The 23,567-nt window shown below is 44.9% G+C and carries 21 protein-coding genes; 12 read left to right on the forward strand and 9 right to left on the reverse strand.

What is annotated here, in order from left to right; genetic code table 11:
* Positions 1-18: 18 nt before the first annotated feature.
* The 3 genes from VNM22_12120 to VNM22_12130 are packed head-to-tail and all read right to left on the reverse strand — an operon-like array spanning position 19 to position 2,854.
* On the reverse strand, positions 19-858 hold the full coding sequence (locus tag VNM22_12120; protein HWP47901.1) for a heme ABC transporter ATP-binding protein: 840 nt from the start codon (positions 856-858) through the stop codon (positions 19-21).
* On the reverse strand, positions 855-1,946 hold the full coding sequence (locus VNM22_12125) for an iron ABC transporter permease (GenBank protein ID HWP47902.1): 1,092 nt from the start codon (positions 1,944-1,946) through the stop codon (positions 855-857). Before VNM22_12125 ends, VNM22_12120 begins: the two co-directional genes overlap by 4 nt.
* Positions 1,943-2,854 carry a hemin ABC transporter substrate-binding protein gene (locus VNM22_12130; GenBank protein HWP47903.1) on the reverse strand — a complete coding sequence of 304 codons (912 nt, stop codon included), beginning with the start codon at positions 2,852-2,854 and terminating at the stop codon, positions 1,943-1,945. Before VNM22_12130 ends, VNM22_12125 begins: the two co-directional genes overlap by 4 nt.
* Before the next feature lie 678 nt (positions 2,855-3,532).
* Here VNM22_12130 and VNM22_12135 point away from each other — a divergent pair.
* The 10 genes from VNM22_12135 to VNM22_12180 all read left to right on the forward strand — a co-directional run bounded on the left by VNM22_12135 (position 3,533) and on the right by VNM22_12180 (position 15,483).
* Positions 3,533-3,769: a DUF465 domain-containing protein gene (locus VNM22_12135; GenBank protein HWP47904.1), complete on the forward strand. Its 237-nt coding sequence runs from the start codon at positions 3,533-3,535 to the stop codon at positions 3,767-3,769.
* Positions 3,770-4,023: 254 nt separating this feature from the next.
* The gene (gene ilvB / locus VNM22_12140) at positions 4,024-5,697 is read left to right on the forward strand and encodes a biosynthetic-type acetolactate synthase large subunit (protein ID HWP47905.1); all 1,674 of its coding nucleotides are present in this window, start codon (positions 4,024-4,026) and stop codon (positions 5,695-5,697) included.
* A gap of 134 nt (positions 5,698-5,831) precedes the next feature.
* Positions 5,832-6,344, forward strand: a complete 513-nt coding sequence (ilvN, locus tag VNM22_12145) for an acetolactate synthase small subunit (GenBank protein ID HWP47906.1) — start codon at positions 5,832-5,834, stop codon at positions 6,342-6,344.
* 89 nt (positions 6,345-6,433) lie between these two features.
* Positions 6,434-7,444: a ketol-acid reductoisomerase gene (gene ilvC / locus VNM22_12150; GenBank protein ID HWP47907.1), complete on the forward strand. Its 1,011-nt coding sequence runs from the start codon at positions 6,434-6,436 to the stop codon at positions 7,442-7,444.
* Positions 7,445-7,504: 60 nt separating this feature from the next.
* Entirely contained in the window at positions 7,505-8,146 is a 642-nt protein-coding gene (locus VNM22_12155) for a phosphatidylserine decarboxylase family protein (protein ID HWP47908.1), read from the forward strand.
* 4 nt (positions 8,147-8,150) lie between these two features.
* Entirely contained in the window at positions 8,151-8,930 is a 780-nt protein-coding gene (gene pssA, locus VNM22_12160) for a CDP-diacylglycerol--serine O-phosphatidyltransferase (protein HWP47909.1), read from the forward strand.
* Positions 8,931-8,986: 56 nt separating this feature from the next.
* Complete coding sequence (locus VNM22_12165) at positions 8,987-10,528, forward strand: 2-isopropylmalate synthase (GenBank protein ID HWP47910.1); 1,542 nt, start codon at positions 8,987-8,989, stop codon at positions 10,526-10,528.
* Positions 10,529-10,694: 166 nt separating this feature from the next.
* The gene (locus VNM22_12170) at positions 10,695-11,849 is read left to right on the forward strand and encodes an acyl-CoA dehydrogenase family protein (protein HWP47911.1); all 1,155 of its coding nucleotides are present in this window, start codon (positions 10,695-10,697) and stop codon (positions 11,847-11,849) included.
* A gap of 270 nt (positions 11,850-12,119) precedes the next feature.
* The gene (locus VNM22_12175) at positions 12,120-14,366 is read left to right on the forward strand and encodes an amylo-alpha-1,6-glucosidase (protein HWP47912.1); all 2,247 of its coding nucleotides are present in this window, start codon (positions 12,120-12,122) and stop codon (positions 14,364-14,366) included.
* A 91-nt stretch (positions 14,367-14,457) separates the two neighbouring features.
* Complete coding sequence (locus VNM22_12180; GenBank protein ID HWP47913.1) at positions 14,458-15,483, forward strand: glycosyltransferase family 4 protein; 1,026 nt, start codon at positions 14,458-14,460, stop codon at positions 15,481-15,483.
* 228 nt (positions 15,484-15,711) lie between these two features.
* On the opposite strand, the gene VNM22_12185 is transcribed toward VNM22_12180, so the two are convergent.
* The 5 genes from VNM22_12185 to VNM22_12205 form a co-directional block, all read right to left on the reverse strand.
* Positions 15,712-16,590: a hypothetical protein gene (locus VNM22_12185; GenBank protein ID HWP47914.1), complete on the reverse strand. Its 879-nt coding sequence runs from the start codon at positions 16,588-16,590 to the stop codon at positions 15,712-15,714.
* Positions 16,591-17,111: 521 nt separating this feature from the next.
* On the reverse strand, positions 17,112-17,414 hold the full coding sequence (locus VNM22_12190) for a PA14 domain-containing protein (GenBank protein ID HWP47915.1): 303 nt from the start codon (positions 17,412-17,414) through the stop codon (positions 17,112-17,114).
* A 60-nt stretch (positions 17,415-17,474) separates the two neighbouring features.
* Entirely contained in the window at positions 17,475-17,822 is a 348-nt protein-coding gene (locus VNM22_12195) for an ABC transporter permease subunit (GenBank protein HWP47916.1), read from the reverse strand.
* 6 nt (positions 17,823-17,828) lie between these two features.
* On the reverse strand, positions 17,829-18,158 hold the full coding sequence (locus VNM22_12200; protein HWP47917.1) for a hypothetical protein: 330 nt from the start codon (positions 18,156-18,158) through the stop codon (positions 17,829-17,831).
* 208 nt (positions 18,159-18,366) lie between these two features.
* Positions 18,367-18,549 (reverse strand): transposase DNA-binding-containing protein, encoded by a 183-nt coding sequence (locus VNM22_12205; GenBank protein HWP47918.1) that lies wholly within the window; start codon positions 18,547-18,549, stop codon positions 18,367-18,369.
* Between the two features lie 796 nt (positions 18,550-19,345).
* On the opposite strand from VNM22_12205, the gene VNM22_12210 reads away from it, so the two are divergent.
* On the forward strand, positions 19,346-19,576 hold the full coding sequence (locus VNM22_12210; GenBank protein ID HWP47919.1) for a hypothetical protein: 231 nt from the start codon (positions 19,346-19,348) through the stop codon (positions 19,574-19,576).
* Positions 19,577-19,723: 147 nt separating this feature from the next.
* Positions 19,724-21,910, forward strand: coding sequence for a PA14 domain-containing protein (locus tag VNM22_12215; GenBank protein HWP47920.1), 2,187 nt, complete (start codon positions 19,724-19,726; stop codon positions 21,908-21,910).
* A 789-nt stretch (positions 21,911-22,699) separates the two neighbouring features.
* Here the strand turns inward: VNM22_12215 and VNM22_12220 are convergent.
* Positions 22,700-23,563, reverse strand: a complete 864-nt coding sequence (locus VNM22_12220) for an ABC transporter permease (GenBank protein HWP47921.1) — start codon at positions 23,561-23,563, stop codon at positions 22,700-22,702.
* Positions 23,564-23,567: the final 4 nt, after the last annotated feature.

Consider the following 23,567-nt stretch of genomic DNA (forward strand, 5'->3'; position numbering starts at 1 on the left):
ATTTTTAGGGAGGATCCCTTACTTTTTCTCTTTGCACCGTCCTATCCAATCTACCGAATTAGGTACCAGATCCGGCCCCGGTAAAGGGACGACCAGCGGACACCCCAGATAGGGATGAGGTATTACGACAACGGACATGGCAAAGGCACTCCGGATTATCTCCGGGGTGAGGACATCCCAGGGGGATCCTTCCGCTATAAGTCGTCCTGACTTGAGAAGCACAATGCGGTCGGCATATTGTGCCGCCAGATTCAGGTCGTGTAGAATTAGCAGGATTCCTACCCCGGCCCGTGCAAAATCCCGCACGATTTGGAGGGTGCTGTGCTGATGAATCAAGTCTAACCTGGCAATAGGCTCATCGAGTAACAGGTAGCAGGGGTGAATGGAGAAGGTATCCCCTATTTGGGCCAGAACACGGGCCAGTTGTACACGCTGGCGCTCCCCTCCTGAGAGGGTAGGATAGAGACGTGTTTCCAAATGCAAGGCTCCCACGGCTATCAGAGCGGTGCGGGCTATTTCATAATCGCAGGTCCGTTCTAGGCCTTTACAATGTGGGGTGCGACCCATGAGAACAACCTCTAAGGCGGTAAAAGGAAAGGCAAGAGTTGAATCTTGAGGTAACACCGCACGCCTGCGGGCCCGTTCGAGAAGTGACCATGTTGGGAGAGGCTGGCCTGCCATCCAAACTTCCCCATCGGATGGAACCAATTCCCCACTTAGTACCCTGAGCAAGGTAGACTTGCCTGCTCCGTTTGGCCCAATCACAGCCACTACTTCACCCGGAGAGATTTTAAGAGAGACCTCCTGAAGGAGAAATTGAGTCCCAATTTTCACAGAGATCTGATGAGCTTCGATCATAAAAACTTCTCTCGACGACGGTCCTGCAAAAGCAACCAGAGAAAAAAAGGAGCACCAAGAAAGGCAGTCACGACTCCTAAAGGTAACTCGGCCGGTGCTACCAGAACCCGAGCGATCAAATCGGCTCCCAGGAGCAAACATGGACCCAGCAGGACCGATCCCGGAAGTAAATAGCGGTGATCTGGTCCGATCATTAACCGTAACAGGTGTGGAACTATAAGCCCCACGAAACCGATCATGCCGGTCATGGAGACGGCGGCTCCAACCATCATAGCTACGAGAATCATTACCTGTCGTTTGAGGGACTCAACCGGAATACCCAGGTGTTCGGCCTCTGCTTCACCTAAAAGAAGGACATTAAAGGGTTGGGAGAGTCGTAAGATGAAAATGATTGCGGCTAAAATAAACGGTGCCCCTACGCTTACTGTTGCCCAGGTCGCACCACCTAAACTCCCTAAGTTCCAGAAAGTAAGGCTACGGAGTTGTACATCAGTAGCTATAGAGGTTAACAGCCCAATACCGGCACCGGCCAGCGCGTTGATGGCAATACCTGCTAGAAGCATCGTAGTCACCTGGATTCTTCCTTCAAAATGTGAAAGCTTATACACCGCAAGGGTAGCCCCTAACCCACCTACAAAGGCCATAACCGGAAGGGTAAAAAATCCTAAAAGCTGGAATAATCCTCCAAATAACCTTGTTCCGAGCACAATTACAGAAACTGCCGCCAGGGCAGCGCCGCTGGAAACTCCTATTAAACCTGGATCGGCAAGGGGATTACGGAATAAAGCTTGCATGGCAACCCCGGATACTGCCAGACCGGTCCCTACCAGAATACCCAGCACCACCCGGGGTAGACGAATGGTAACAAGAACAACTTCTTGTTGCTCCTCAAAGGCCTGAGGCAAGGCAATACCTACCTGCTTAACAAGGATGGCCAAGATTTGACCCGACGAAATACGAACAGCCCCTATCCCGACTGATGCCAGGACAATCCCTATCAGGAGCATTAGCAGTATCATTAATACAGAAACAGATCGTCGTCTACGAGGCAGAGATTTGATGGTGAGAAGGTAAGTCGGAGTACTCATTGCCGTTGTCCTTCTCCAAGCTCAGGATATAACAAAACCATTAACTCCTGAATAGCCCGACCAACCCGTGGACCAAATCCCAAGAGATATAGATCATCCATGGCGATAAACCGACGGTTCTTCCCGGCAGGTGTCAAAGATAATCCAGGAAGTCGGAAGAGACCATCGACCCCGCCGATACTCTCAAGGCCCCGTGAAGGTAGCAAAAGTACATCGGGTGCAGCCACTATGGCCGCTTCTGCGGTCAAAGGTTTAAAGCCCTCATAGTCGGTTATGGCATTGATGCCCCGTGCCAGTTTAATCATTCCATCGGCTGCCGTACCTCTACCCGATACGAGTAGAGTACCCTGCCCTCGAGCGTATATAAATAAAACCTTTGGAGGTTTCGAACGAATCAAAGCCGCCTGCTGCTCTACAACCCTGAGATCTTGATCTATCGACCTTATTAACTCTTCTCCTTTTGCTTCCACTCCCAACACTTTAGCAACATACCGAATCTTGTTTCTTGCACCCTCAACAGAATACTCTACAGGTAAGACAAGAACCGGAATACCGGAAGCTTTCAATTGCGCGATCACGGTAAGGGGGCCTGCCTCGGGGGTTGCTAAAATCAGGCTTGGCCTGAGGGAGAGAATACCCTCGGCCGATAGCGCTCTCTGATAACCTACTTTGGGTAAATGGGTCGTGCTCTCTGGGTAGATACTTGAGGTATCCACCCCAACAAGGTTAGAACCCTGACCCAGGGCATATACGATCTCCGTAATTGAACCGCCAATGGTTACGATACGAGACCTATCACGAATTATGATAGATTCATCATCGGCACCTGCCAGCAGGGTTTGGACAAGGGTAGTACCTGCAACGGCCAGCGAAATAAAGAAAATAAAGAATATAAAGAAAAATCTCATGTTGAGTCTGTAATCAACCATTTCGGGATAGATCTAAAATCCGATGGGGGAACATCTTAATGGCAACGGTTAAGATGTTCCACCCACCGTTCTCCCAGGCTACTTGGAGAGGTCGAGGAGGTGTCGTAGCCTAGCAGAGAAAGGACTTAATACGGTAATTACCCCTTTATCTGGAACCTACCATACAGATTTTCTCTTCATCCCTCGGTTTCGCCAGGGAATTTTATCGAAATACCTTTGTGACCCTTAGACTTCATTTTACCATCTTTCCTGTTTAAAAACTCTTTTCGTGAGTGGTGTAAGGGCGATATTAAACCTAACTTCTGTTTTCAAAAAAATTGATATTGATAATCAATATCAATAATAATATAAAAATCATAAAAGGATCTTCTGTCAAGAAAAATTTTAGAAATTTTATAACACTTTGAGAGTACAGAAGGTAGCAACATTTCATCTTTAAAACTTGACAAAAAGAGATATAGTTATTATAGATAGAAGATTACCACTCTGTCTTATTTAGCCTGTAGAGGGGAAGCATCTCGGGTTTTAAATCCATTTCATCCCCTAAGAAGCAGGGTAAATTCCAGTTGGTTTTATCTGGTAGGGGGACCCCTGGTGGGGGTGCTTCCTTTTTGGTAAGCCACTCGGGTTACCAAGCTTAGAAGGAAGGAGGCTATTATGTCAGAAGAATCCATGGAGGAGCTCCAAAAGCGTTTAGAAAGGGAGAATGAGGAGTATGCACGGCTTAAGAAAAGCCATCGAGAGTTAGACCTCAAACTCCAGCAGTTAGAAGAAAAGCGCTATTTGACTCCGGAAGAGGAAATGGAAGTGAAGAAAATGAAGAAAGAAAAGCTGAGATTAAAGGATCACATGACTGAGATGCTTCGGGCTTATCAGAAGAAGGGAGCGACTTAGAGTAACAACTCCTATAGGAAAGATAACTAAACGGCTGTAACGGAAACCTTTGGCTCTATTCCCTGATTGGGTAGGGTAGGGGGTAATTTGAGGGTTTATCTTTATTTTCCCGGGAAGAAGCGGTTATTCCCTTCGGGAAGCCCAGGAAATACTTCCTGTTGTTTTATAGCCCCGGGGTTTTAAGGTTATTGGGTAGAGAACCACTCCTAGCTGGGTCCATAAGGGGAAAGAGTTATAAGGTTGGAGGCATAGGAATGAAATTAACAGGTGCACAAATCTTAATAGAATCCTTAAAAGCGGAGGGTGTGGAAGTGATTTTTGGTATTCCAGGGGGAGCCATCATGCCCGTGTATGATGTGCTATTTGACTCTGGAATCGCCCATATCCTGACCCGCCACGAACAGGGAGCGATTCACGCTGCGGAAGGCTATGCAAGGACTACCGGAAAAGTTGGGGTGTGCATGGCGACTTCCGGACCCGGTGCCACAAATCTGGTGACCGGTTTAGTCGATGCCCTGATGGACTCCACACCCATTGTGGCTATCACAGGTCAGGTTCCAACCCACCTCATTGGAACCGATGGCTTCCAAGAGGCCGATATTTATGGGATTAGTATTCCGGCAACCAAATATAATTATTTAGTTCGGGACGTTAATAAATTAGCTCAAATTGTCGCGGAGGCTTTTTATATTGCCAGAACAGGACGCCCTGGACCGGTCTTAATAGATCTACCCAAGGATATTCAAAATGCCGTAACAGAATATGTAAAGCCTAAACCCGTTTCCTTACCTTGTTATAATCAATATTTTCAAGAAATTAATGAAGCGCAAGTAGACAAAGCCATCCAGGCCATTGAAGAAGCCGAGCGACCCGTTATCTATGTGGGCGGTGGTGTGATCATATCCGGGGCTCACCAGGAACTTTATGAGTTCGCTAAAAGAACCCGTATTCCGGTTACTACGACCCTTATGGGACTCGGGAGTTTTCCCGGAACCGATGAGTTGTCCCTGGGGATGCTGGGAATGCACGGAACCAAATACGCCAACTATGCCATGGGAGAGGCCGATCTTATCTTAGCCCTTGGAGCTCGTTTTGATGATCGGGTCACCGGAAAGGTCTCTGAATTTGCACGGAATGCTAAAATCGTCCATGTGGATATAGATGCCGCTGAAATTAATAAAATTGTCTATGCCCATATTCCTATCCGGGGAGATGTTAAAAAAGTCCTACAGGTGTTCCTTAAAAAGTTAGATAAGGCTAAACTCAAAACCTATGACAAATGGCATAAACAGATTCAGGAATGGAAAACCCAATATCCTTTAACCTATGAGAATTCAGAGGATCGCGTCATACCCCAGTATGTAGTGGAACAAATTTACGAAGCCACCAAAGGGGAAGCGATTATTACCGTTGGGGTCGGGCAACATCAAATGTGGGCGGCCCAGTACTACCGATTTCAAGCACCCAGATCCTGGGTCTCCTCCAGTGGATTAGGGACTATGGGTTTTGGTTTTCCGGCTGCTATTGGGGCTCAGGTTGCCTATCCCCATAGAACGGTCTTTACCATAGATGGGGATGGAAGTTTCCAAATGACCATTCAAGAACTGGCTACCGCTGTACAGTATCATCTGCCCATCAAAATCGCAATCTTAAATAACGGATATCTGGGAATGGTTCGTCAATGGCAGCAGCTTTTCTTCAAAGGACGCTACTCCCATACATTCCTTGGAAGTCCGGATTTTGTGAAGATTGCAGAAGGTTATGGGGCCGTGGGCATACTTATCACCAAAAAAGCAGAAGTCCGACCGGCCATTGAAAAAGCCCTTGAAACAGATAATACGGTGGTTATGGATTTTCGCATTCCTCAAGAAGATAATGTTTATCCCATGATTCCTGCCGGCGGAACTTTAAAACAAATGATCGGCTAACCAGGCAAAGGGGGCAAGGCGAAAGGCGAAAGAGCGAAGGGCAAAAGGTAAAGGAAGTTTTTCCTTTTACCTTTCACCTTTCGCCTTTTACTTTTTTGACTTTTTGCTTTTCACCCTTCGCCTTTATTTTGGAAATGCTACATACTTTATCCTTGCTGGTCCGAAATCATCCCGGAGTCCTTTCCCATGTGGCCGGACTCTTCACCCGTCGAGGTTATAACATTGAAAGTATCTCTGTGGGTGTAACCGAAAATCCGGAATTATCCAGAATGACCATTGCCGTAGGCGGTGATGAGCGGGTCGTACAACAGATTATCAAACAATGCCAGAAGTTAGTGGATGTTCTCTCTATCAAGGATTTAAAATACGATGAATCTATCACGCGAGAACTGGCCGTATTTGTCGTCAAGACCCCAAGCAACCAATCCCGAGCAGAAATCATTCAAATAGCCGGTGTTTTTAATGCCCGGGTCGCCGATATGTCTGAAACCAGTATTATGATTGAAGTGACCGGTAATCAACGCCAAATTGATTCCATTACGCGGCTCTTAGCCCAGTATGGAATCGAAGAAATGGCCCGAACGGGGATCGTCGCCCTGACCTTCCCGAGCAAAAGAAAACCGGAGGACTCTCTGGAGAAAGAATAAGAGCACAAACCATCAGGTAAAACGTAAAAGGTAAAAAAGGAATGCCTTGTATTTTTACGTTTTGCGTTTTACGTTTTAGGTAGAAAGCTATGCCGGCAACCATTTATTATGATAAAGATGCAGATTTAAATGTCCTTAAAAATAAAACAATCGCCATTATCGGCTATGGAAGCCAGGGACATGCCCAAGCCCAAAACCTGCGGGATAGCGGGTTGAATGTCGTTGTGGGCCTTAAAAAGGATAGTAAAAGCTGGGCCCAGGCTGAACGAGATGGATTAAAAGTTACCACTGTCCCGGAGGCCTCTGCCCAGGCAGATGTTATCCAGATTCTGGCTCCAGATAGCATTCAGAAACAACTCTTTGAAACCGAAATAAAACCCAATCTGGAGGAAGGGAACGCCCTGTTTTTCTCCCATGGATTCAATATTCATTTCGGTCAGATAGTCCCTCCCAAACACGTAGATGTCGTTCTTATAGCCCCTAAAAGCCCCGGTCATATCATGCGTCGGGTATACGTGGAAGGAGGGGGAGTCCCTTCCCTCATTGCAATTCACCAGGATTATACGGGAAATGCCAAAAGTATCGGATTGGCCTATGCAAAGGGAATTGGTTCTACCCGGGCCGGGGTTTTGGAAACAACCTTTAAAGAGGAAACCGAAACGGACCTCTTTGGCGAACAGACCGTTCTGTGTGGCGGAGTGACAGAGCTGGTTCGAGCCGGATTTGAGACCCTTGTAGAGGCAGGCTATCAACCCGAAATAGCTTATTTTGAGTGTATGCATGAACTGAAACTCATCGTGGACCTGTTTTATCAAGGGGGTATTAATTACATGCGTTACTCGGTAAGTGATACGGCCAAATATGGAGATCTTACCCGAGGCAAAAGAGTGATCGGTGAAGCAACCCGAAAAGAAATGAAGAAAATTCTGGATGAAATTCAAACCGGTCAATTTGCTAAAGAATGGATCTTGGAAAATGAAGCCGGTCGACCGGTCTATAATGCGACCCTGAAACGAGAGGCCAACCATCTCATCGAACAGGTTGGGCGAAACCTGAGGAGGATGATGAGCTGGATCGATGCAAAGGAAATTGAGTTTTAATCTCCGGGGTGAGGTAACCCGAAGGGCAGACTTCCTGCCACCTCATCCCCTCTCCCAGGCATGCCGATAGCGAAAGAAGGTTACATCTTCATAACCATCCCGTTGATCTTAACGTTGATCCTTTTCCTGGTACCGGGATGGCGCGGGAGTCTCTTGAGCTGGCTATCTCTGGCCGTAACTCTTTTAATGATCAATTTTTTTAGAGATCCCGAAAGAAAACCGCCAGAAACCCCGGGGGTCATTGTCTCACCGGCCGATGGAAAAATCGTTCAGGTCGTAGAGGCCGACCGCCGGGAATTGAAAGGCCGCTATCAGCAGGTAAGTATCTTTATGTCTCCCCTGGATGTCCATGTGAATCGATCCCCCATTACCGGCGTCGTTGAATCCATCACTTATATTCCCGGCCGATTTCTACCGGCTTTTCGGGATAAAGCCTCTGAGCTCAACGAACAGACCAGCATCATCCTGACTGCAGAGACGCCCCATGGACCGGCTCGGGTTATGGTCAAACAAATTGCAGGACTGCTGGCCCGTCGAATCGTTTGCTGGCTTCGACAAGGAGACAAAGTGACAACCGGGCAGCGGATCGGCCTCATTAAATTCAGCTCCAGAGTTGATTTATTTCTTCCGACCACGGTTCAACTTCAAATAAAAGTTGGAGATAAAGTCAAGGCTGGAACCTCTATTATAGGTCGGTGGTAAAATTATGAAAACAATCTACCTTATACCTAATTTTTTTACCCTGGGGAATGCTTTCTGCGGATTCTATTCCATTATTTCCGCAATCAATGGAAGGTATACAATCGCAGCGATTTTTATCTTGATCGCAGGATTATTCGATATTCTGGACGGTAAAATAGCCCGAGTTACTAAATCCTCAAGTAAATTCGGTGTTGAATTTGATTCCCTGGCAGACCTTATTTCCTTTGGAGTGGCTCCGGGTTTGCTGGTCTATCTGTGGGCCCTTAAACCCTATGGGAAGGTAGGATGGTTGGCGGCATTTCTCTTTGTAGTCTGTGGAGCTCTGAGACTGGCCAGATTTAACGTTTTGGTGGATAAAGTGAGTATGGATCGGTTTATAGGATTACCCATTCCTATGGCAGCCGGTACCTTAGCCTCGTCGATTATACTCCAGGAACAGGTCACAGGTAAATTACCCAATCATACCATTCTGATGGCTATTCTGACCTATGTACTGGCGCTTTTAATGGTCAGTGGAATCAAATATCGGAGCTTCAAAAAGGTCAATTATCGAAATAAAAATCCTTATCACATTCTGGTTATGGCTACATTGGTACTGATTGTCATTGCAGCACATCCGGAAATTATGATTTTTGTCCTGTTCTCGATCTTCACCTTATCGGGTCCTGTAGAGTTTCTTTTATCCAGACGAAAAAAGCTGAGAAAGCTTGAAGGAACCGTACAGGGGAGTGAAGTTAAATCTTATACCGAGGATCAACCTTTAACCATAAAAAATGAGCAATGATCTGGAGTTCAGGGTGCGTAGGTGTATAAAATCGCTAATTTTTAGGAGGTGATACCATGAGCGAAAAAGTCATTATATTTGATACTACCTTGCGTGATGGAGAACAGTCTCCTGGGGCAAGTATGAATATCGAAGAAAAGATGCAAATGGCGAGGCAACTGGCCAGGCTGAATGTAGATGTTATCGAAGCAGGCTTTCCCATTGCCTCCGAAGGGGATTTTCTGGCGGTCAAAGAGATCGCTCAAGAAATTAAAGGCCCTATTATTGCCGCACTGGCTAGAACTACCAAACAGGATATCGACCGGGCTTGGGAAGCTTTAAAATATGCCGAGCGTTTTCGAATCCATACCTTTATTGCTACTTCGGATATCCATGTCAAATACAAGCTGAGAAAAACTCGTGAGGAAGTTCTGGAAGACGCCATCAACGCCGTTAAAAGGGCTCGAAATTATACCGACGACGTAGAATTCTCACCGGAAGATGCAGGCCGTACTAAACTGGATTTCCTGTGTAAAGTGATCGAAGAGGTGATCAAAGCTGGTGCTACAACCATTAACATTCCCGACACCGTGGGATATACCATTCCATGGGAATTTGGGGATCTCATCGCTCAAATTCGAAACCGGGTCCCCAATATCGATAAAGCCATCCTGAGTGTACACTGCCACAATGATTTAGGATTGGCCGTAGCCAATTCCCTGGCTGCAATTAAAAACGGAGCGCGACAGGTGGAGTGTACCATTAACGGAATCGGGGAACGTGCCGGAAATGCTTCCTTGGAAGAGATTGTGATGGCCATCAAAACCCGAAAGGATCTTTTCAATTTTGTCCATACCGATATCAAAACAGAGGAAATTTACCGAACGAGCCGCTTATTGACCCAACTTACCGGACTCATTGTACAAAGAAATAAAGCTATTGTAGGAGAAAATGCCTTTGCCCATGAAGCTGGTATCCATCAAGATGGGGTTTTGAAGGAAAAACTAACCTATGAAATTATGACCCCGGAGTCTATTGGAAGACCCAGTAATGAACTGGTTTTGGGTAAACACTCCGGTCGCCATGCCTTTCGAAATAGACTGGAAGAATTGGGTTATAAATTATCCGAAGAACAACTGAATGAAGCCTTTAAGCGATTTAAAGACCTGGCCGATAAAAAGAAAGAAATCTACGATGAAGATCTTCAGGTTATCGCAGGAGAACTCTCCCTTTCAATGCCGGAAGCTTACACACTGGAATATTTGGGAATTATCGGCGGAACCGGTATCGTACCTACGGCAACGGTTAAGATTCGAAGGGGAGATCAGGTGGTCCAACAGTCCGGATGTGGGGACGGGCCTGTCGAAGCAGCTTATCGCGCCATCGATACCATCACCGGAATCCCAGGCCGACTGAAAGAATATTCCATCCGTGCTGTCACCAAAGGTAAAGATGCTATTGGAGAAGCCCTGGTAGTTGTGGATTTCGATGGGCAACTGGTAAGTGGTAAAGGGTCCAGTACCGACGTCATTGAAGCCAGTGCTAAAGCTTACTTGAATGCCGTGAATAAAGTGGTCATGAAACGAGGCCTTAAGGAAGTAAAAGATGAAGGACCCTAATTCGAGACGCGGAGGAGTGTGGAGGTGTGGGGGTGTGGGAGTATGGGGGTGTGAGGGTAGAAGATAGAACTTCCCTACTTCCCTACTCCCCTACTCCCCTACTTCCATACTTCCACACCCCCACACCTCCACACTCCTCCGCGCCCACGCGTCTTTGTAATAAAAAATGAAAATAGATTTCTTTAACACCGAGTCTCTCCTGTCCGAAGAGGAAATTCTCATTCGGGATACCATTCGAAAATTTGTTGATGAGCGGGTAATTCCGATTATCGGGGACCATTTTGAAAAGGGAACTTTTCCCATGGATTTGATTCCAGACCTTGCCAAATTAGGGGTATTTGGCGCCAATCTCCAGGGATATGAGTGTGCCGGACTTAATAATGTAGCCTATGGGCTTATTATGCAAGAGCTCGAACGGGGGGACAGTGGATTGAGAAGCTTTGTTTCTGTACAAAGTGCCCTGGTCATGTACGCGATTTATACCTATGGTTCCGAGGAACAAAAAGAAAAGTGGCTTCCCAGTATGGCCCGGGGCGAGAAGTTTGGGTGCTTCGGATTGACAGAGCCAGATTATGGGTCCAATCCGGCAGGTATGCAGGCCAGAGCTGTAAAAGACGGCAAGTTTTACATTTTGAATGGAACCAAACGGTGGATTACCAATGGGAGTATTGCCGATGTAGCCATTATATGGGCCAAGCTAAACGGACAAATCCGAGGCTTTCTGGTGGAGAAAGGAACGCCAGGACTTACCGTTCTGGAAATGAAAAAAAAGCTCTCCCTTCGGGCTTCTATTACCTCTGAGCTCATTTTGGAAGATTGTCGTATTCCCGAGGAAAATCTCCTCCCCAAAACCGAAGGACTTAAATCTGCTCTTTCTTGCCTTACCCAGGCCCGCTATGGAATCGCGTGGGGTGCCGTTGGATCTGCCATGGCCTGTTACGAGGAGGCCCTTAATTACGCAAAAACCCGAATTCAATTCGATAAACCCATTGCTTCCTTTCAACTCATCCAGGAAAAACTTGTTTTTATGTTGACCGAGATTACCAAGGCCCAGTTGCTGTGTCTCCAATTGGGACGTCTCAAAGATAAAGGAGAGATGGATTATACCCAGGTCTCCATGGCCAAACTGAATAATGTCCACATGGCCCTGGAAATTGCTCGAGAAGCTCGGGATATCCTGGGAGCCAACGGAATCAGCCTGGAATACGGTGCCATCCGCCACATGAATAACCTGGAAAGCGTGAAAACTTACGAAGGAACCGAAAATATGCACAAGCTTATCCTGGGACAGAAAATTACGGGAATTCCGGCCTTTAACTAAACCAATAAATAAAATTAGAGGGCGAAAGATCCCCATCCTACCCTTCTCATGGACAGAAAGCGTAGGATGGGATTTTTCGCCTTTTTCTTTTGTTTTTCCTCCTTGTAAATTCCGGCATAGAACTTGAAAAAAATTAAAAATGAGAATCGATTTTCAATTCTTGAAACAACAGAGTAGGAGTAGTTCTATGCAGTTGCTCACAAGGTTTATCAACCTTTAGCTTCCTGTATATGAGGCTACCCCTACCCACAGGATTTAATCATAAGGCTCATGGAGGATAAAGTACATTCCCTACTACCCACTCTGGCTCAAGATCAGGTACAGAATCCAAAAGAGAAATTGGTTAAAGCCGCAGAAAGGATCCAGGTCGGCGATGAATATTATATTCAGGCTTCTGCCATTGCCGCTAACCTTGAAAAGCTGGTTCTAAAAAAGGGGGAAACCTTTTTGGTTTGTGATCGGAGGACTGATATTCCCGGACGCATTCACGGAGAGATGGGTTTTTATGTGGAAGGAACCCGCTTTTTAGATGAATTAGACGTCCGTATCTCCGGCGAATATCCCATCTTGCTTGAATCCTCCACCAGTGATGACGATTTCGATATTTTGGTGGATTTGACCAATGGAGATATCTTCCAGGATGGGGTGTTGATTATTCCCAGAAATTGTATTACCTTAAATCGAAGGGTCTCGCTATGGCATAACCTTCTTTTTATAGAATTGACCCTCAAAAATTTTCATATTCATCCGATTCGTATTTCACTGGAGATGTCTTTGGGAGCTGATTTTGCAGACATCTTTGAAGTACGCGGAATGAAGCGGCCAGCCAGGGGTCAGCTTTTCCCTCCCCAATGGCAAGATCATCAACTCCTTTTGAAATATCAGGGACTGGATCGTCAAAAGCGAACAACTTCCATCGTTTTCGATCCAAAACCTGATCAAATTCAAGGAACCGAGGTTCGGTATTGGATCGAATTAAACTCGCGAGAAGAAAAGAAAATTTTCCTGACCATCCAGGCTAAAATAGAAGGAGTTAAAAGTCCTCCCGTCCTTTCTCTGGCCTCTTTAAGAAAAACCTTCCAGAGAAGTTTCAATCAATGGGTAAATGCCGGTTGCTCGATTTCTTCCAGCAGCGAGCTGTTCAATAAATGGATTAATCGCTCCCTGCGAGATATTTATTTGCTCAGTACCCAGACAGACTGGGGATGGGTCCCCTATGCGGGAATTCCCTGGTACGTAGCCCCCTTTGGTCGGGATAGCTGCATTACGGCTATGGAACTCCTCCCCTTTCGACCGAAGCTGGCGGAAGGAACTTTAAATTTTCTGGCTCACTATCAGGGAAAAACTTTCGATGCTTTCAAAGATGAACAGCCTGGAAAAATTCTCCACGAGTTCAGAAAAGGAGAAATGGCCAATTTGAAGGAAATCCCCTTTATCCCTTACTATGGAAGTGTCGATGCCTCCCCTCTGTTTTTAATGCTACTCTATCAATACGTTTCCTGGACAGGAAATCTCTCTAAAGCCAGAAAATGGTGGCCAAAAGCGCTGAAAACCCTGGCCTGGATAGATCAATATGGAGATCTGGATGGAGATAGATACGTAGAATATTACAAAGAATCTCCCAAAGGTTTGGTCAATCAAGGATGGAAAGACTCCTGGGATTCCATCTTTCACAAAGACGGGAGGTTGGCGGAAGCCCCTACGGCCCTGGTAGAGGTCCAGGGGTATGTGTATGCGGCTAAAATGGGCATGGCCCGTTTAGCAGAACTCTTTTCAGAAACTGATCTGGCTCAGAAACTTCGGCAGGAGGCTGAATCTTTGAAACAGAAATTTCATAGAGACTTCTGGATGGAAGAGGAAAACTTTTTTGGTATCGCCCTGGATAGAAAAAAGGAACTCTGTCGGATCATCTCTTCCAATCCCGGACATTGCCTGTGGAGTGGCATTATGGATCAGGACAAGGCCAAATTGGTTGCCGAACGGCTTTTTCAGGAGGATATGTTTAGTGGATGGGGAATCCGAACGGTTAGCGAACGAGAAGCTCGCTATAATCCCATGAGTTACCATAACGGTTCTATCTGGCCCCATGATAATGCTTTGATCCTTGCCGGGTTAAAACGGTATGGGTTGACCAGATATGTGGATAGACTTACCACCGCTCTAGCAGAGGCTTCCATGTTTTTCCGGGATTATCGACTCCCGGAACTCTTTTGCGGTTTCAGCCGTACTTACCATCACGGCCCTACACCTTATCCGACTTCTTGCTCTCCTCAGGCCTGGTCCTCCGGGGTCGTTTTTGAAGTATTAAAAGCATTAACCGGCCTTGAAGGAGATGCCCTGAATAATCGAATTTATTTCGTACAACCTCAATTACCCCAGTGGCTGGATTGGATCGAAGTAACCAATCTGGAGGTTAACGGTCGGTATGTGGATTTTTATGTGACTCAAGGTCAATATGCAGCTTCCGTTGAAATCCTGAACAAAAGTGCTGATCTGGAAGTGGTTATTAAACGATGAGTCAGGAAAATACTACCTTGAGAATTTTGGCACGAACCTTGCTCTTCTAAGTCGTTACTGGGCTTTAAATCATTTACAAGGAGGTAGAAGTATGAAAATTGCCCAAGTAGCTCCCTTAGTGGAGAGGGTTCCGCCGGAAATGTACGGGGGAACCGAGAGGGTCGTTTTTCACCTCACCGAGGAGTTGGTGAAAAGGGGACACGAGGTAACCCTGTTTGCAAGTGGAGATTCTCTCACCTCGGCTCAACTGGTTCCAGTCCATCCAAAAGCATTACGGCTGGACCCAACTGTGAAAGATTATCTCCCCTATCATATGCTGGAATTGGGAATGGTCTATGACCGGGCCAGGGAATTTGACCTGATCCACGCTCATCTGGATTTTATTACCTTTCCCTTTACCCGGTTAGTTTCCACACCCACCGTTCACACGCTTCATGGCCGCCTGGATATTCCAGATATCCATAAAATCTATCACTATTATCGGGATGGCAATTTCATTTCGATCAGCAATGCCCAAAGGAAATTTCTTCCCGACCTAAACTGGTTAGGAACCGTTTACCATGGATACCCCTTGGAGAAATTTCCGTTCAATCCGGAACCCGAGGATTATCTGGTTTTTGTAGGGAGGATCTCACCCGAAAAAGGTCCCGTAGAAGCCATCCAGATTGCTAAAAAGGTCCGTATGAAGCTGGTGATAATCGCCAAGGTGGACCCCACGGATCGGACTTACTATGAAGAAATGGTCAAGCCCCTCATCGAGCCCCCCTTTATCGAATACGTGGGGGAAAAGGGTGAAGAAGAGAGAAATGAAATTGTCAAAAGGGCCAGGGCGTTTATTTTTCCCCTAGACTGGCCAGAACCTTTCGGATTGGCTATTATCGAGTCGCTGGCGTGTGGAACTCCCGTAATCACTCGGAACCGCGGCTCCATTCCAGAGATCATGATCCATGGAAAGACCGGTTTTATCTGTGAAACCTGGGAAGAAATGGCCGATGCCGTTCAAGATATCAAATATATCGATAGACAGGCCTGCCGTCATCACGTTGAAGAGAATTTCTCTGTTTCTCGAATGGTCAATGGATACGAAAGAATCTATGAACAACTGGTAAACCGCTAGGTGGAGAACGGAGATCGGTTGATTTCTACCCTCCAGACCCTCCTGGGAATTTGCCACGGAAAGTAAGGGCACAAAGGTGCCCTTACGGAGCCTCCTTAAAAGTCTTGGAGAACCCCATTCTAAAGAAAAGATCTATTCCGATAAATCCCCCAAAGGGATCTTCTTGAGTTCCTCTTCAACTTTTATTCTCCACCCGTTCTGCTTCAAGCAGGAAAAACATTCCAAAGGCTACCCCCCGGCGTGGAGACCTAGACCCCCTTCCTTTTCGGATAACTCGGATTTAAGCCTGATCCCTGCCTCACCCCCCGGAAGAGCCAGTACAAGCGTAAATTCTTTGAGAGCAATGGAAATGGTCTGGGGGACCTCAAAAGTACCTAATATTTGATCATTGACATACGGAGAAACAATGCCGGGTTCAGCATCTGGAAGTACCAAAAAAGTAACCCGGATCTTATAAAGACCTCCCTCTTTAACGTTTACTTCCAGAAAGGTCGTTTTCTGAGGCCAGACAAAGGCCCTTTCAGTGAACATTTCACTGTAATAATCCCCATCGTTTTCTTTTATTTTCAGGTAAGCCCTGGATTTAAGAGAAGGAAACCTATGAACATAATATTGATAAAAGAGCCTGTAAGCATCTTTAAGGTTGTAGGCTTTTCCGTCCTGGAGAGATTGCTTAAGATGAGAGGACTGGTCATAAACTTTATAGAACCAGGGGGTAGAAAGCATTACATTTCGATAACTTACCCAATGGAATATGTTACTCAGGATTATAACAAAGAGGAAAAAATTCAAAAACGCCACCTGCCTGCTATTCAAAGCAGGCATGAATCTGTTTAAGAGTAGCAAAAGGCTGAAAACTAAAACAGCCTGAAACGGTAAAGGATAGTACCAGAGTCTGGGATCGGGCCAGAAATAGACCGGGGCATACCTCATGATCATGAGAGCAAACAGGATAATGTGAGAACCTACCCCAAAACAACCCAGAAGCAAGCTTAAATAATCAATCCGCCTTCCAAAAGTAGATACAATGGGTTGATAGCCTATATGGGTCCTTTTAAAGGGAAGAAAAGAGCCAAAAATAGGCCAGAACTTCCAGATGAGGATCAAAACTCTGAGGAGCCCATAAATCCACAAAAGAAAGCTACCCGTCAGGATATGGACACTTTGTATAAGTATCTCTGAAGCGGCCAGGTAAAAGTTAAGATTCGTCAGGAAAATGGGTTCTATTTTTTAATAGGAAAAGTCCGGGCGGTATCCATTGATAGACTGAATGATCCAGGGTCCCAAATAAAGGTTGTAAGCGATCATTGCACAGACAGAACAAAAAGTAGCTGAGAGAAGTAGAAGTGCCCGATACAAGTCGGATTGGCTCCTTCGTAGAAGGTAATAGAGGGCTAAGCCAGCTAACACAAACAGGGTATAGAAAAAACCTTGCCTATCTAGCAGGCTCATCCAACAACCCAATAGAAAAACCTAGAGAAATGAGATAATTTCTTTGGATGGATTTCTCGGATGAGAAAGGTAAAGAAGAGAGGTGATATAAAACAGAGTGGTCAGCAGAACCGGAATCAAAAAGGGTTTCGCTGAGCGATAAAATACCCCCGCTGAGCGATAAAATACCCCCATCGTTAATATATAAGTATAAAGGTATATTTCCCAGATTTTTCTATAGCTATGAACCCATTCCACTCAACACTGAATCGATTTTCCGGAAATTTCTCCCCACGATCTTTTAGAAGTTCACTGGAGATTTCTGAATCAAGGGTTACATACTGGGGATTCCCAGACCAATAGGGATTTGCATAATACTTCCCTATCAATCCATGGGAAAGGGTTAGGGATTGGTCAAGTTTGTGTATTCCTAAGAAAATAACAGAAAGGCCTAACAGGGAAAGAATCCACCGGTTTCTCACATGGTGAATCGCCTTCATTTTTAACTATTAACCCATTTTAACTATTAATCCATGGGATCTAAAGAAGCTTTCTTTTTACTACTGTCTGCGTAGTTTAGGATCCAGGAGATCCCGAAGGGCATCTCCCAATAAGTTAAAGCCAAAAACGGCCAGGCTGATAGCCAGTCCGGGAAAGATAACCAGCCAGGGAGCCTTCTGGGCATATTCAACCGCGGAAACGGAGAGCATGCGTCCCCAGGAGGGATAGGGTTCCGGCACTCCCATTCCCAGGAAACTCAAGGAGGCTTCCACTAAGATGGCACTTCCCAGTTGGGCCGTGGTCAGTACGATAAAAGGTCCCAGGGTATAAGGAGCAGCTCTTGCCGGTTGTCTGCCACGTCGTGGCACTTCTATCCCCACCCAAGCTGCCAGAGGTTTGGCTTTCACACTGGCTCAAAGATATTTCTCAGAATGGTCTACCCGGCGATCCCACGCGGCCCGAACCAACAAATCCGTATTATCTGGGCGCTCCACCAAGAACAAGTCGTACCCATCTACTTCTCGATCCCCTACGCTGACGAAATCTCCCTCGAGATGCTCTTGGCTGATCTCGATGACGGCACAAAGACTCCTCAACCCTTTGTGGCTTTCCTTTTCCTCTATAGGTCGAGTTTTACGAGTCCTTTTCTTACCCTTCTCATTGGGATCCCGGGCCCGAACCTCTTGGGCCAGAATCCCCAAGGCTACCCGCTCCGGTGTCATGGCCAGCGTCGTATGGGCCATGAGCCTTGGGGATGACTCCCAGACAAAGACCCCAGACCCACCGTGGCCGGATGAGGAGTCCCGTTAAACCCTGTAGTATCCTGTACAGCCAACCCCACGGGCACTGTCTTTATTCGACGGCTTGTAGCCACTATGTGGTGAATCCTCGATGTTGTTGGGGTCGATGGCCTCATGGTCGAAAAGTCGATAGGTTGCTTTCCTCATGGCTTTACTGCCCACAGGCTTCAGGAAACGAAGTTCCAGACTTGTCAGCAACAACGGTAGCAATCTCTATCAACCGCTTGGTACGTTGGGCATCCTGAAGATCCGCATCGGCAAATTCAGTGACGGCCCAACCTTCTTCCTCTTCTATTTGGTTATCTTGGATAGCTCTCTCTTCGATGACTTTCATAGATTTGTTGTTTATGAGTTTAAAAATTATGACGGGTTAAGGTTTAGTGATGGGTTAGATCTTTTTCATTTGAGAAAATTATCTTTAATTTTAGCTATTATTAGCTATTATAGGATTATCAACTATTATTGGATATCAAATTTTAGATGAAAAGCGTGCTTTTGCCCATGCCTGCAACTTTGGAAGCCCATATCAAACCAAAATCACTCATGGAAATAGTTTATACTCACCATTTTTATTAAAAATAAACAGTACATATTATTTATTTGTGGGTGGTTTTCATAGTGACCTACAAGCAACTCCATTATATGGAGATGCAATTTACATAGCCCAGTGTACTAATCCTTATTGTACTAGTTTAATCAATAGGCAGATGATTTTTGGTCCACAAACAACTAATCCTAGTCTTATTTTGAATGATCCAACAATTGTCCAACGTCCCTCAGATGGACAATATATTATGTACATGACTGGTTACAGAGCTCAGCAGACTACATGTTCTTCAAATTATGGCGATGCCATATATTATTCAATATCACCGAATGGCGTCAATAATTGGTCCCCACCAGCGCAATTAATTCCTCATGCATGGTTGCCATCAGCAACTAGAGTAGGTAATACTATATATCTTTATGGGATGATCAACCAGGGTGCATCCACAAACAGAGGTTACGTTCAAAGGGTTGATTTAGGATCAAATGGTACTACAATAGGTACTGTAAATACAATATGGACCGCCCCAGCTCTTTATTCAACTTTTAAGGTAAAGTATGATTCATCAGCAGGTTATTACCACATGTTTGCTAACAATTTCGGGTCTAATATTGATTATCTGTTCAGCTATGATGGCATCGTATGGAGTTGGCCAGTGGTTACTGTAGCTGTTTTAGATCCGGATAATTATGTAATTGGAGGTGGATTTCCGCATCCAGATGATCTTCACCGGATATATTTTGGTCATACCGAAAACGGTTGCTATGATGGGGTAGTCCACCATTTCCAGAATGTTTTTACCACGACATGGTAGTAAATGTTTACCCTGAGTGCTTCAAAACTGGTTAGCATATATATCTCTTCTTTAGGTACAGTTTGAATTTTTGATAATAACACATCTCATTGTTAATAAAGTGAGATTTATTCATTATAATTCTCTGACTGTTTATTTCCATATAAAATGTGGATTAAAAGATTAAAAATTATTTTCCTTCTTTTGCTCTTTGTTGCAACCGTTCTAGGTTATATCTTAACCAAGAGGTTTAACCCTCCCCACGGTTTAAAAGGCTATTATTATCCTAATCCTTCCTGGCAAGGCCAACCTGCGTTCGTCAAACTGGACTTAGAAATTTCTCCTTCCCTTTTAACAAAACGAAAAAAGGAATTAGCCGCTCATACTAATCAGTTTAGTATAGAGTGGCAGGGATATCTGGTCATAGAGAAATCTGGAAGGTACACCTTTGCAACTACTTCGGATGATGGCTCTTCAGTTTATATAAATGATCAACTGGTGGTAGATAATGGAGGAATCCATAAATTAGAAGAGGCGAAAGGTCAAATTTACTTAAAGGCAGGCATTTATCCTATTAAGGTTCGATATTTTCAAGCTGGAGGGTCTTATGGAATGGACCTTTCCTGGGCACCATGGAATCAAAACCTGAAGAGACTCCCTTCCTACCTCTTACTCTCTCAATTTACTCATTATCGTGATTATAAAGCTGGTCAGAAGTTAAAGTATTTCCTGTTATTCCTGAAATTGACCTGGTTAGGGATTTTCGTTTATTTTATCGGCTTTCTGATGTATAAACGGATCTTCCCTTATAAAGTATATCTACAACTTTTTCCTGAAATTGGGAAGAGTCGAGAGGATGTTCATAGCGAACGGAATGGCGTAGGCAATTCCTCATTTTTATCCTATCTTCCCTCTCTTATATTACCCGGCTTAGTATTTTTTAGGTATTCTTATGTTTTGAACGGCTGTTTTGGAATGGATGACTATATTTATCTCTTTGATTTACACTGGATGAATCTCATCGAGTATCTCTCTGCCTCCCTGGGAGGGCATTTTTACCCTCTTTTCAAGTTAGAAGTCCTGGGACTTTATAAACTGTTTGGGTACAATAGTCGTTCTTTCTTTGAAACGCTTTTAGTCATTCATTCCATAAATTCAATTCTTCTCTATTGGATTTTGAGAAAAATGAACATTCATGAGCTCCTTGCCATTTCTTTCTCAGGATTATGGGCTACAAGTGCTGTATTTTTCAGAGGATTAGAGTGGTTCGCAGCTTTTGGAGGTATTACCTTTTCAGTTTTATTCTTTCTTCTGGCTCTGCTTGCCGCGATGAAAGCTTTTGACTCTGATACGGTCTCCTTAAAATATTATGTTTTGGGACTTGGACTGGCTCTTTCGCCGATTTTTTTTATTTCAAATTATATATCTGCAATTTTAGTATTTCCTCTGGTCTGGAGTTTGAGACCTGACTATGAGAAAATTTCATGGGCTTTATTTCCTCTGATCCCTACTTCTACCATAGCCCTGACAGAAACCTACCTAAATCATCTTTCCGGCTTGATGGATGGTAAATTAATTCTTACCTATTTTCCGCAAGTATTCCTCTATTTAGTTTCGAACGGATGGGCCGGCTTATTGGGATTTCCTGAGCATAGCATTTTAGCCGGTATTGTAATTATTTGTGCATTTCTTATCGGTATTTGGATTCTTCCTTCTAGCCGAATCATCCAATTTAGAATGATCGTTTTATTTGTGGCCATGACCTGTTTTTATTTCCTAATCCATGTGGGAAGAACCACCATGCAGATGAATTTTTCCGGTTTTAATATAGAAGCAACATCAAAAGCTTTGTCAGCTTATGATAGATACCATTATTTTCCGTCCTTACTCATAGCTATATCTCTGGCTTTATTCATAGAACAATTGCGTTTAGTTTTGATTAATAAGAAAGTATCAAAAAGAATCATAACAGGTGGGGTTATCGTCTTATTTACGTCTAGTTTTTTAGCCAATACGGGTATCGTAAAAACCAGTATTATGACTACGCTCTGTACGATGGTTCATGGAATTAATGAGGATTTTATTTTCCTTGTGCGCTCAAAAGGTATAGATAAAGTTCTTTATTTCTATAACCGTAGCGAACCCATAAATGCCTTTGTGGGTAAAAATGAATATCCAGGGCTTGCGGCAAAATTTTGGGTCATGAGGCACAAAGTTGGGACCGATTATGATATTCGATTCGTCAAATCTGATGCTGACATTGTTACTTACTGGCAAGAAGTTTACCCAGAGTTTGGAAAGTTATTAGTTACAAAACCTCCAGAAAATGTTGAAGTCATATCCCTTCTCTTCTGAGAATCTGAAATCAATTAAAACCCTGAGTTTCAAAGATTCCTTTTTTTTATTTTACCCGATGAAAAAATCAAGGTTTCTTGGCAGTATCAGAACTTTTATGAATCTCTTGAACACCCTTTAACCCGGTAGATACTCGTTTTATCAGTTGTAAATTCTTTATATAGAAAGACTGACTGACGAGGGGAGCCGAAATTAGAATAACTCCAAAGTTAATCATCATTCGATAAAGAGGAAAAAGAGAGGATAGGACGCTCTCTTTGATAGGATGATGGTTTGCAGGGTAAAAATTCCAATAATAAAACCGAAGATTAAAGCGGAAGCAGTATGACCCAAAAAGGTAACACCTAACAGGATCCCAACTGCGAGACACCATCAGTACTTTTCTGCATATAAGGCTCTCTTATAAACTGCAAGTGTAAAATAAAACCTTGATTGAACAAAATTTCCTGGGAACAGTCATGGTAAATAGGTAACAGAAGCCCAGGAGGGAGCATGGTTACTGACTATAAAGAGAAACCCGAATGTGCCGGCTATTGCTGTCCATCTATTAAATAGATAAGCGATCAGGATATAAAAACTGATCAAGACCTGGAGTTCCAGCCCTTGAAGCCAGTTTGTTACAGATTCTCTTCACTTATTTTTTACTATACTTTTGCAGCTTTTAAATATTCCTCCACTCGCGTTACATTCCACAGCCTTTAAAACCCAGGGCAGTAATTATGAAACAAGGTACCGAGTAATTCTTCGTGGCCCTTGGTGAATAAATAAAATCCATAACAAAGAGCTTCCCTATTGCTTGCGTAGTTTAGGATCCAGGAGATCCCGAAGGGCATCTCCCAATAAGTTAAAGCCAAAAACGGCCAGGCTGATAGCCAGTCCGGGAAAGATAACCAGCCAGGGAGCCTTCTGGGCATATTCAGCCGCGGAAACGGAGAGCATGCGTCCCCAGGAGGGATAGGGTTCCGGCACTCCCATTCCCAGGAAACTCAAGGAGGCTTCCACTAAGATGGCACTTCCCAGTTGGGCCGTGGTCAGTACGATAAAAGGTCCCAGGGTATTGGGCAGGATATGGCGGAAAGCGATACGACCCTCTTTGCTTCCAAGGGCCCTTGCCGCCTCAACGTAAGCCATCTCCCGGATGGTCAGGGTACTGGCCCGGATGACCCGCGCAGCACGAGGGATAAGGGGAACCGAGATGGCCAGGATGACATTCCACACCGAAGGACCCAGAGCCGCAGACATCACCAAAGCCAGAACAAGAAGGGGAAGCCCCTGCATAATGTCAAGAAATCGTTGACTAATCAGATCTACTTTTCCTCCCAGATAGCCACTCAGGAGTCCTACGATACCTCCAATGACCGAACCCAACAAGGTAGAGCCCAATCCCACCAGTAAGGAAAGCTGGCTTCCATAAACAATCCGGCTGTAGACATCTCTTCCCAGATTATCCGTTCCTAGCCAAAAAGTTCGGTTGGGAGGGACCAGGGTTTGGGCCGGATGGGTTCGCGTTGGATCCTTGGTAGCCAGGAAATCGGCAAAGGCAGCCGTAAAAACCAGAAGAAATACGATGATTCCTCCTGCAGCCCCTAAGGGTTTCCTTCGTAAAAATCGCCCGGCCCGGCGAAGTATTTGTAGCCACTTTCCTTCTTTCATGGTA

It is taken from the genome of Candidatus Limnocylindrales bacterium (assembly GCA_035559535.1).
In the GTDB taxonomy this organism is placed as follows: Bacteria; Moduliflexota; Moduliflexia; order Moduliflexales; family JAUQPW01; genus JAUQPW01.

Coding starts and splice junctions, on each gene's coding strand:
- VNM22_12205 (HWP47918.1), bottom strand. CDS start 18,549: ATGAAAGTCATCGAAGAGAGAGCTATCCAAGATAACCAAATAGAAGAG.
- VNM22_12175 (HWP47912.1), top strand. CDS start 12,120: ATGGAGGATAAAGTACATTCCCTACTACCCACTCTGGCTCAAGATCAG.
- VNM22_12210 (HWP47919.1), top strand. CDS start 19,346: ATGTTTGCTAACAATTTCGGGTCTAATATTGATTATCTGTTCAGCTAT.
- VNM22_12120 (HWP47901.1), bottom strand. CDS start 858: ATGATCGAAGCTCATCAGATCTCTGTGAAAATTGGGACTCAATTTCTC.
- VNM22_12215 (HWP47920.1), top strand. CDS start 19,724: ATGTGGATTAAAAGATTAAAAATTATTTTCCTTCTTTTGCTCTTTGTT.
- VNM22_12180 (HWP47913.1), top strand. CDS start 14,458: ATGAAAATTGCCCAAGTAGCTCCCTTAGTGGAGAGGGTTCCGCCGGAA.
- VNM22_12135 (HWP47904.1), top strand. CDS start 3,533: ATGTCAGAAGAATCCATGGAGGAGCTCCAAAAGCGTTTAGAAAGGGAG.
- VNM22_12190 (HWP47915.1), bottom strand. CDS start 17,414: ATGAAGGCGATTCACCATGTGAGAAACCGGTGGATTCTTTCCCTGTTA.
- VNM22_12130 (HWP47903.1), bottom strand. CDS start 2,854: ATGAGATTTTTCTTTATATTCTTTATTTTCTTTATTTCGCTGGCCGTT.
- VNM22_12200 (HWP47917.1), bottom strand. CDS start 18,158: ATGGCCCATACGACGCTGGCCATGACACCGGAGCGGGTAGCCTTGGGG.
- ilvB (HWP47905.1), top strand. CDS start 4,024: ATGAAATTAACAGGTGCACAAATCTTAATAGAATCCTTAAAAGCGGAG.
- VNM22_12125 (HWP47902.1), bottom strand. CDS start 1,946: ATGAGTACTCCGACTTACCTTCTCACCATCAAATCTCTGCCTCGTAGA.
- ilvC (HWP47907.1), top strand. CDS start 6,434: ATGCCGGCAACCATTTATTATGATAAAGATGCAGATTTAAATGTCCTT.
- VNM22_12220 (HWP47921.1), bottom strand. CDS start 23,563: ATGAAAGAAGGAAAGTGGCTACAAATACTTCGCCGGGCCGGGCGATTT.
- ilvN (HWP47906.1), top strand. CDS start 5,832: ATGCTACATACTTTATCCTTGCTGGTCCGAAATCATCCCGGAGTCCTT.
- VNM22_12170 (HWP47911.1), top strand. CDS start 10,695: ATGAAAATAGATTTCTTTAACACCGAGTCTCTCCTGTCCGAAGAGGAA.
- VNM22_12155 (HWP47908.1), top strand. CDS start 7,505: ATGCCGATAGCGAAAGAAGGTTACATCTTCATAACCATCCCGTTGATC.
- VNM22_12165 (HWP47910.1), top strand. CDS start 8,987: ATGAGCGAAAAAGTCATTATATTTGATACTACCTTGCGTGATGGAGAA.
- pssA (HWP47909.1), top strand. CDS start 8,151: ATGAAAACAATCTACCTTATACCTAATTTTTTTACCCTGGGGAATGCT.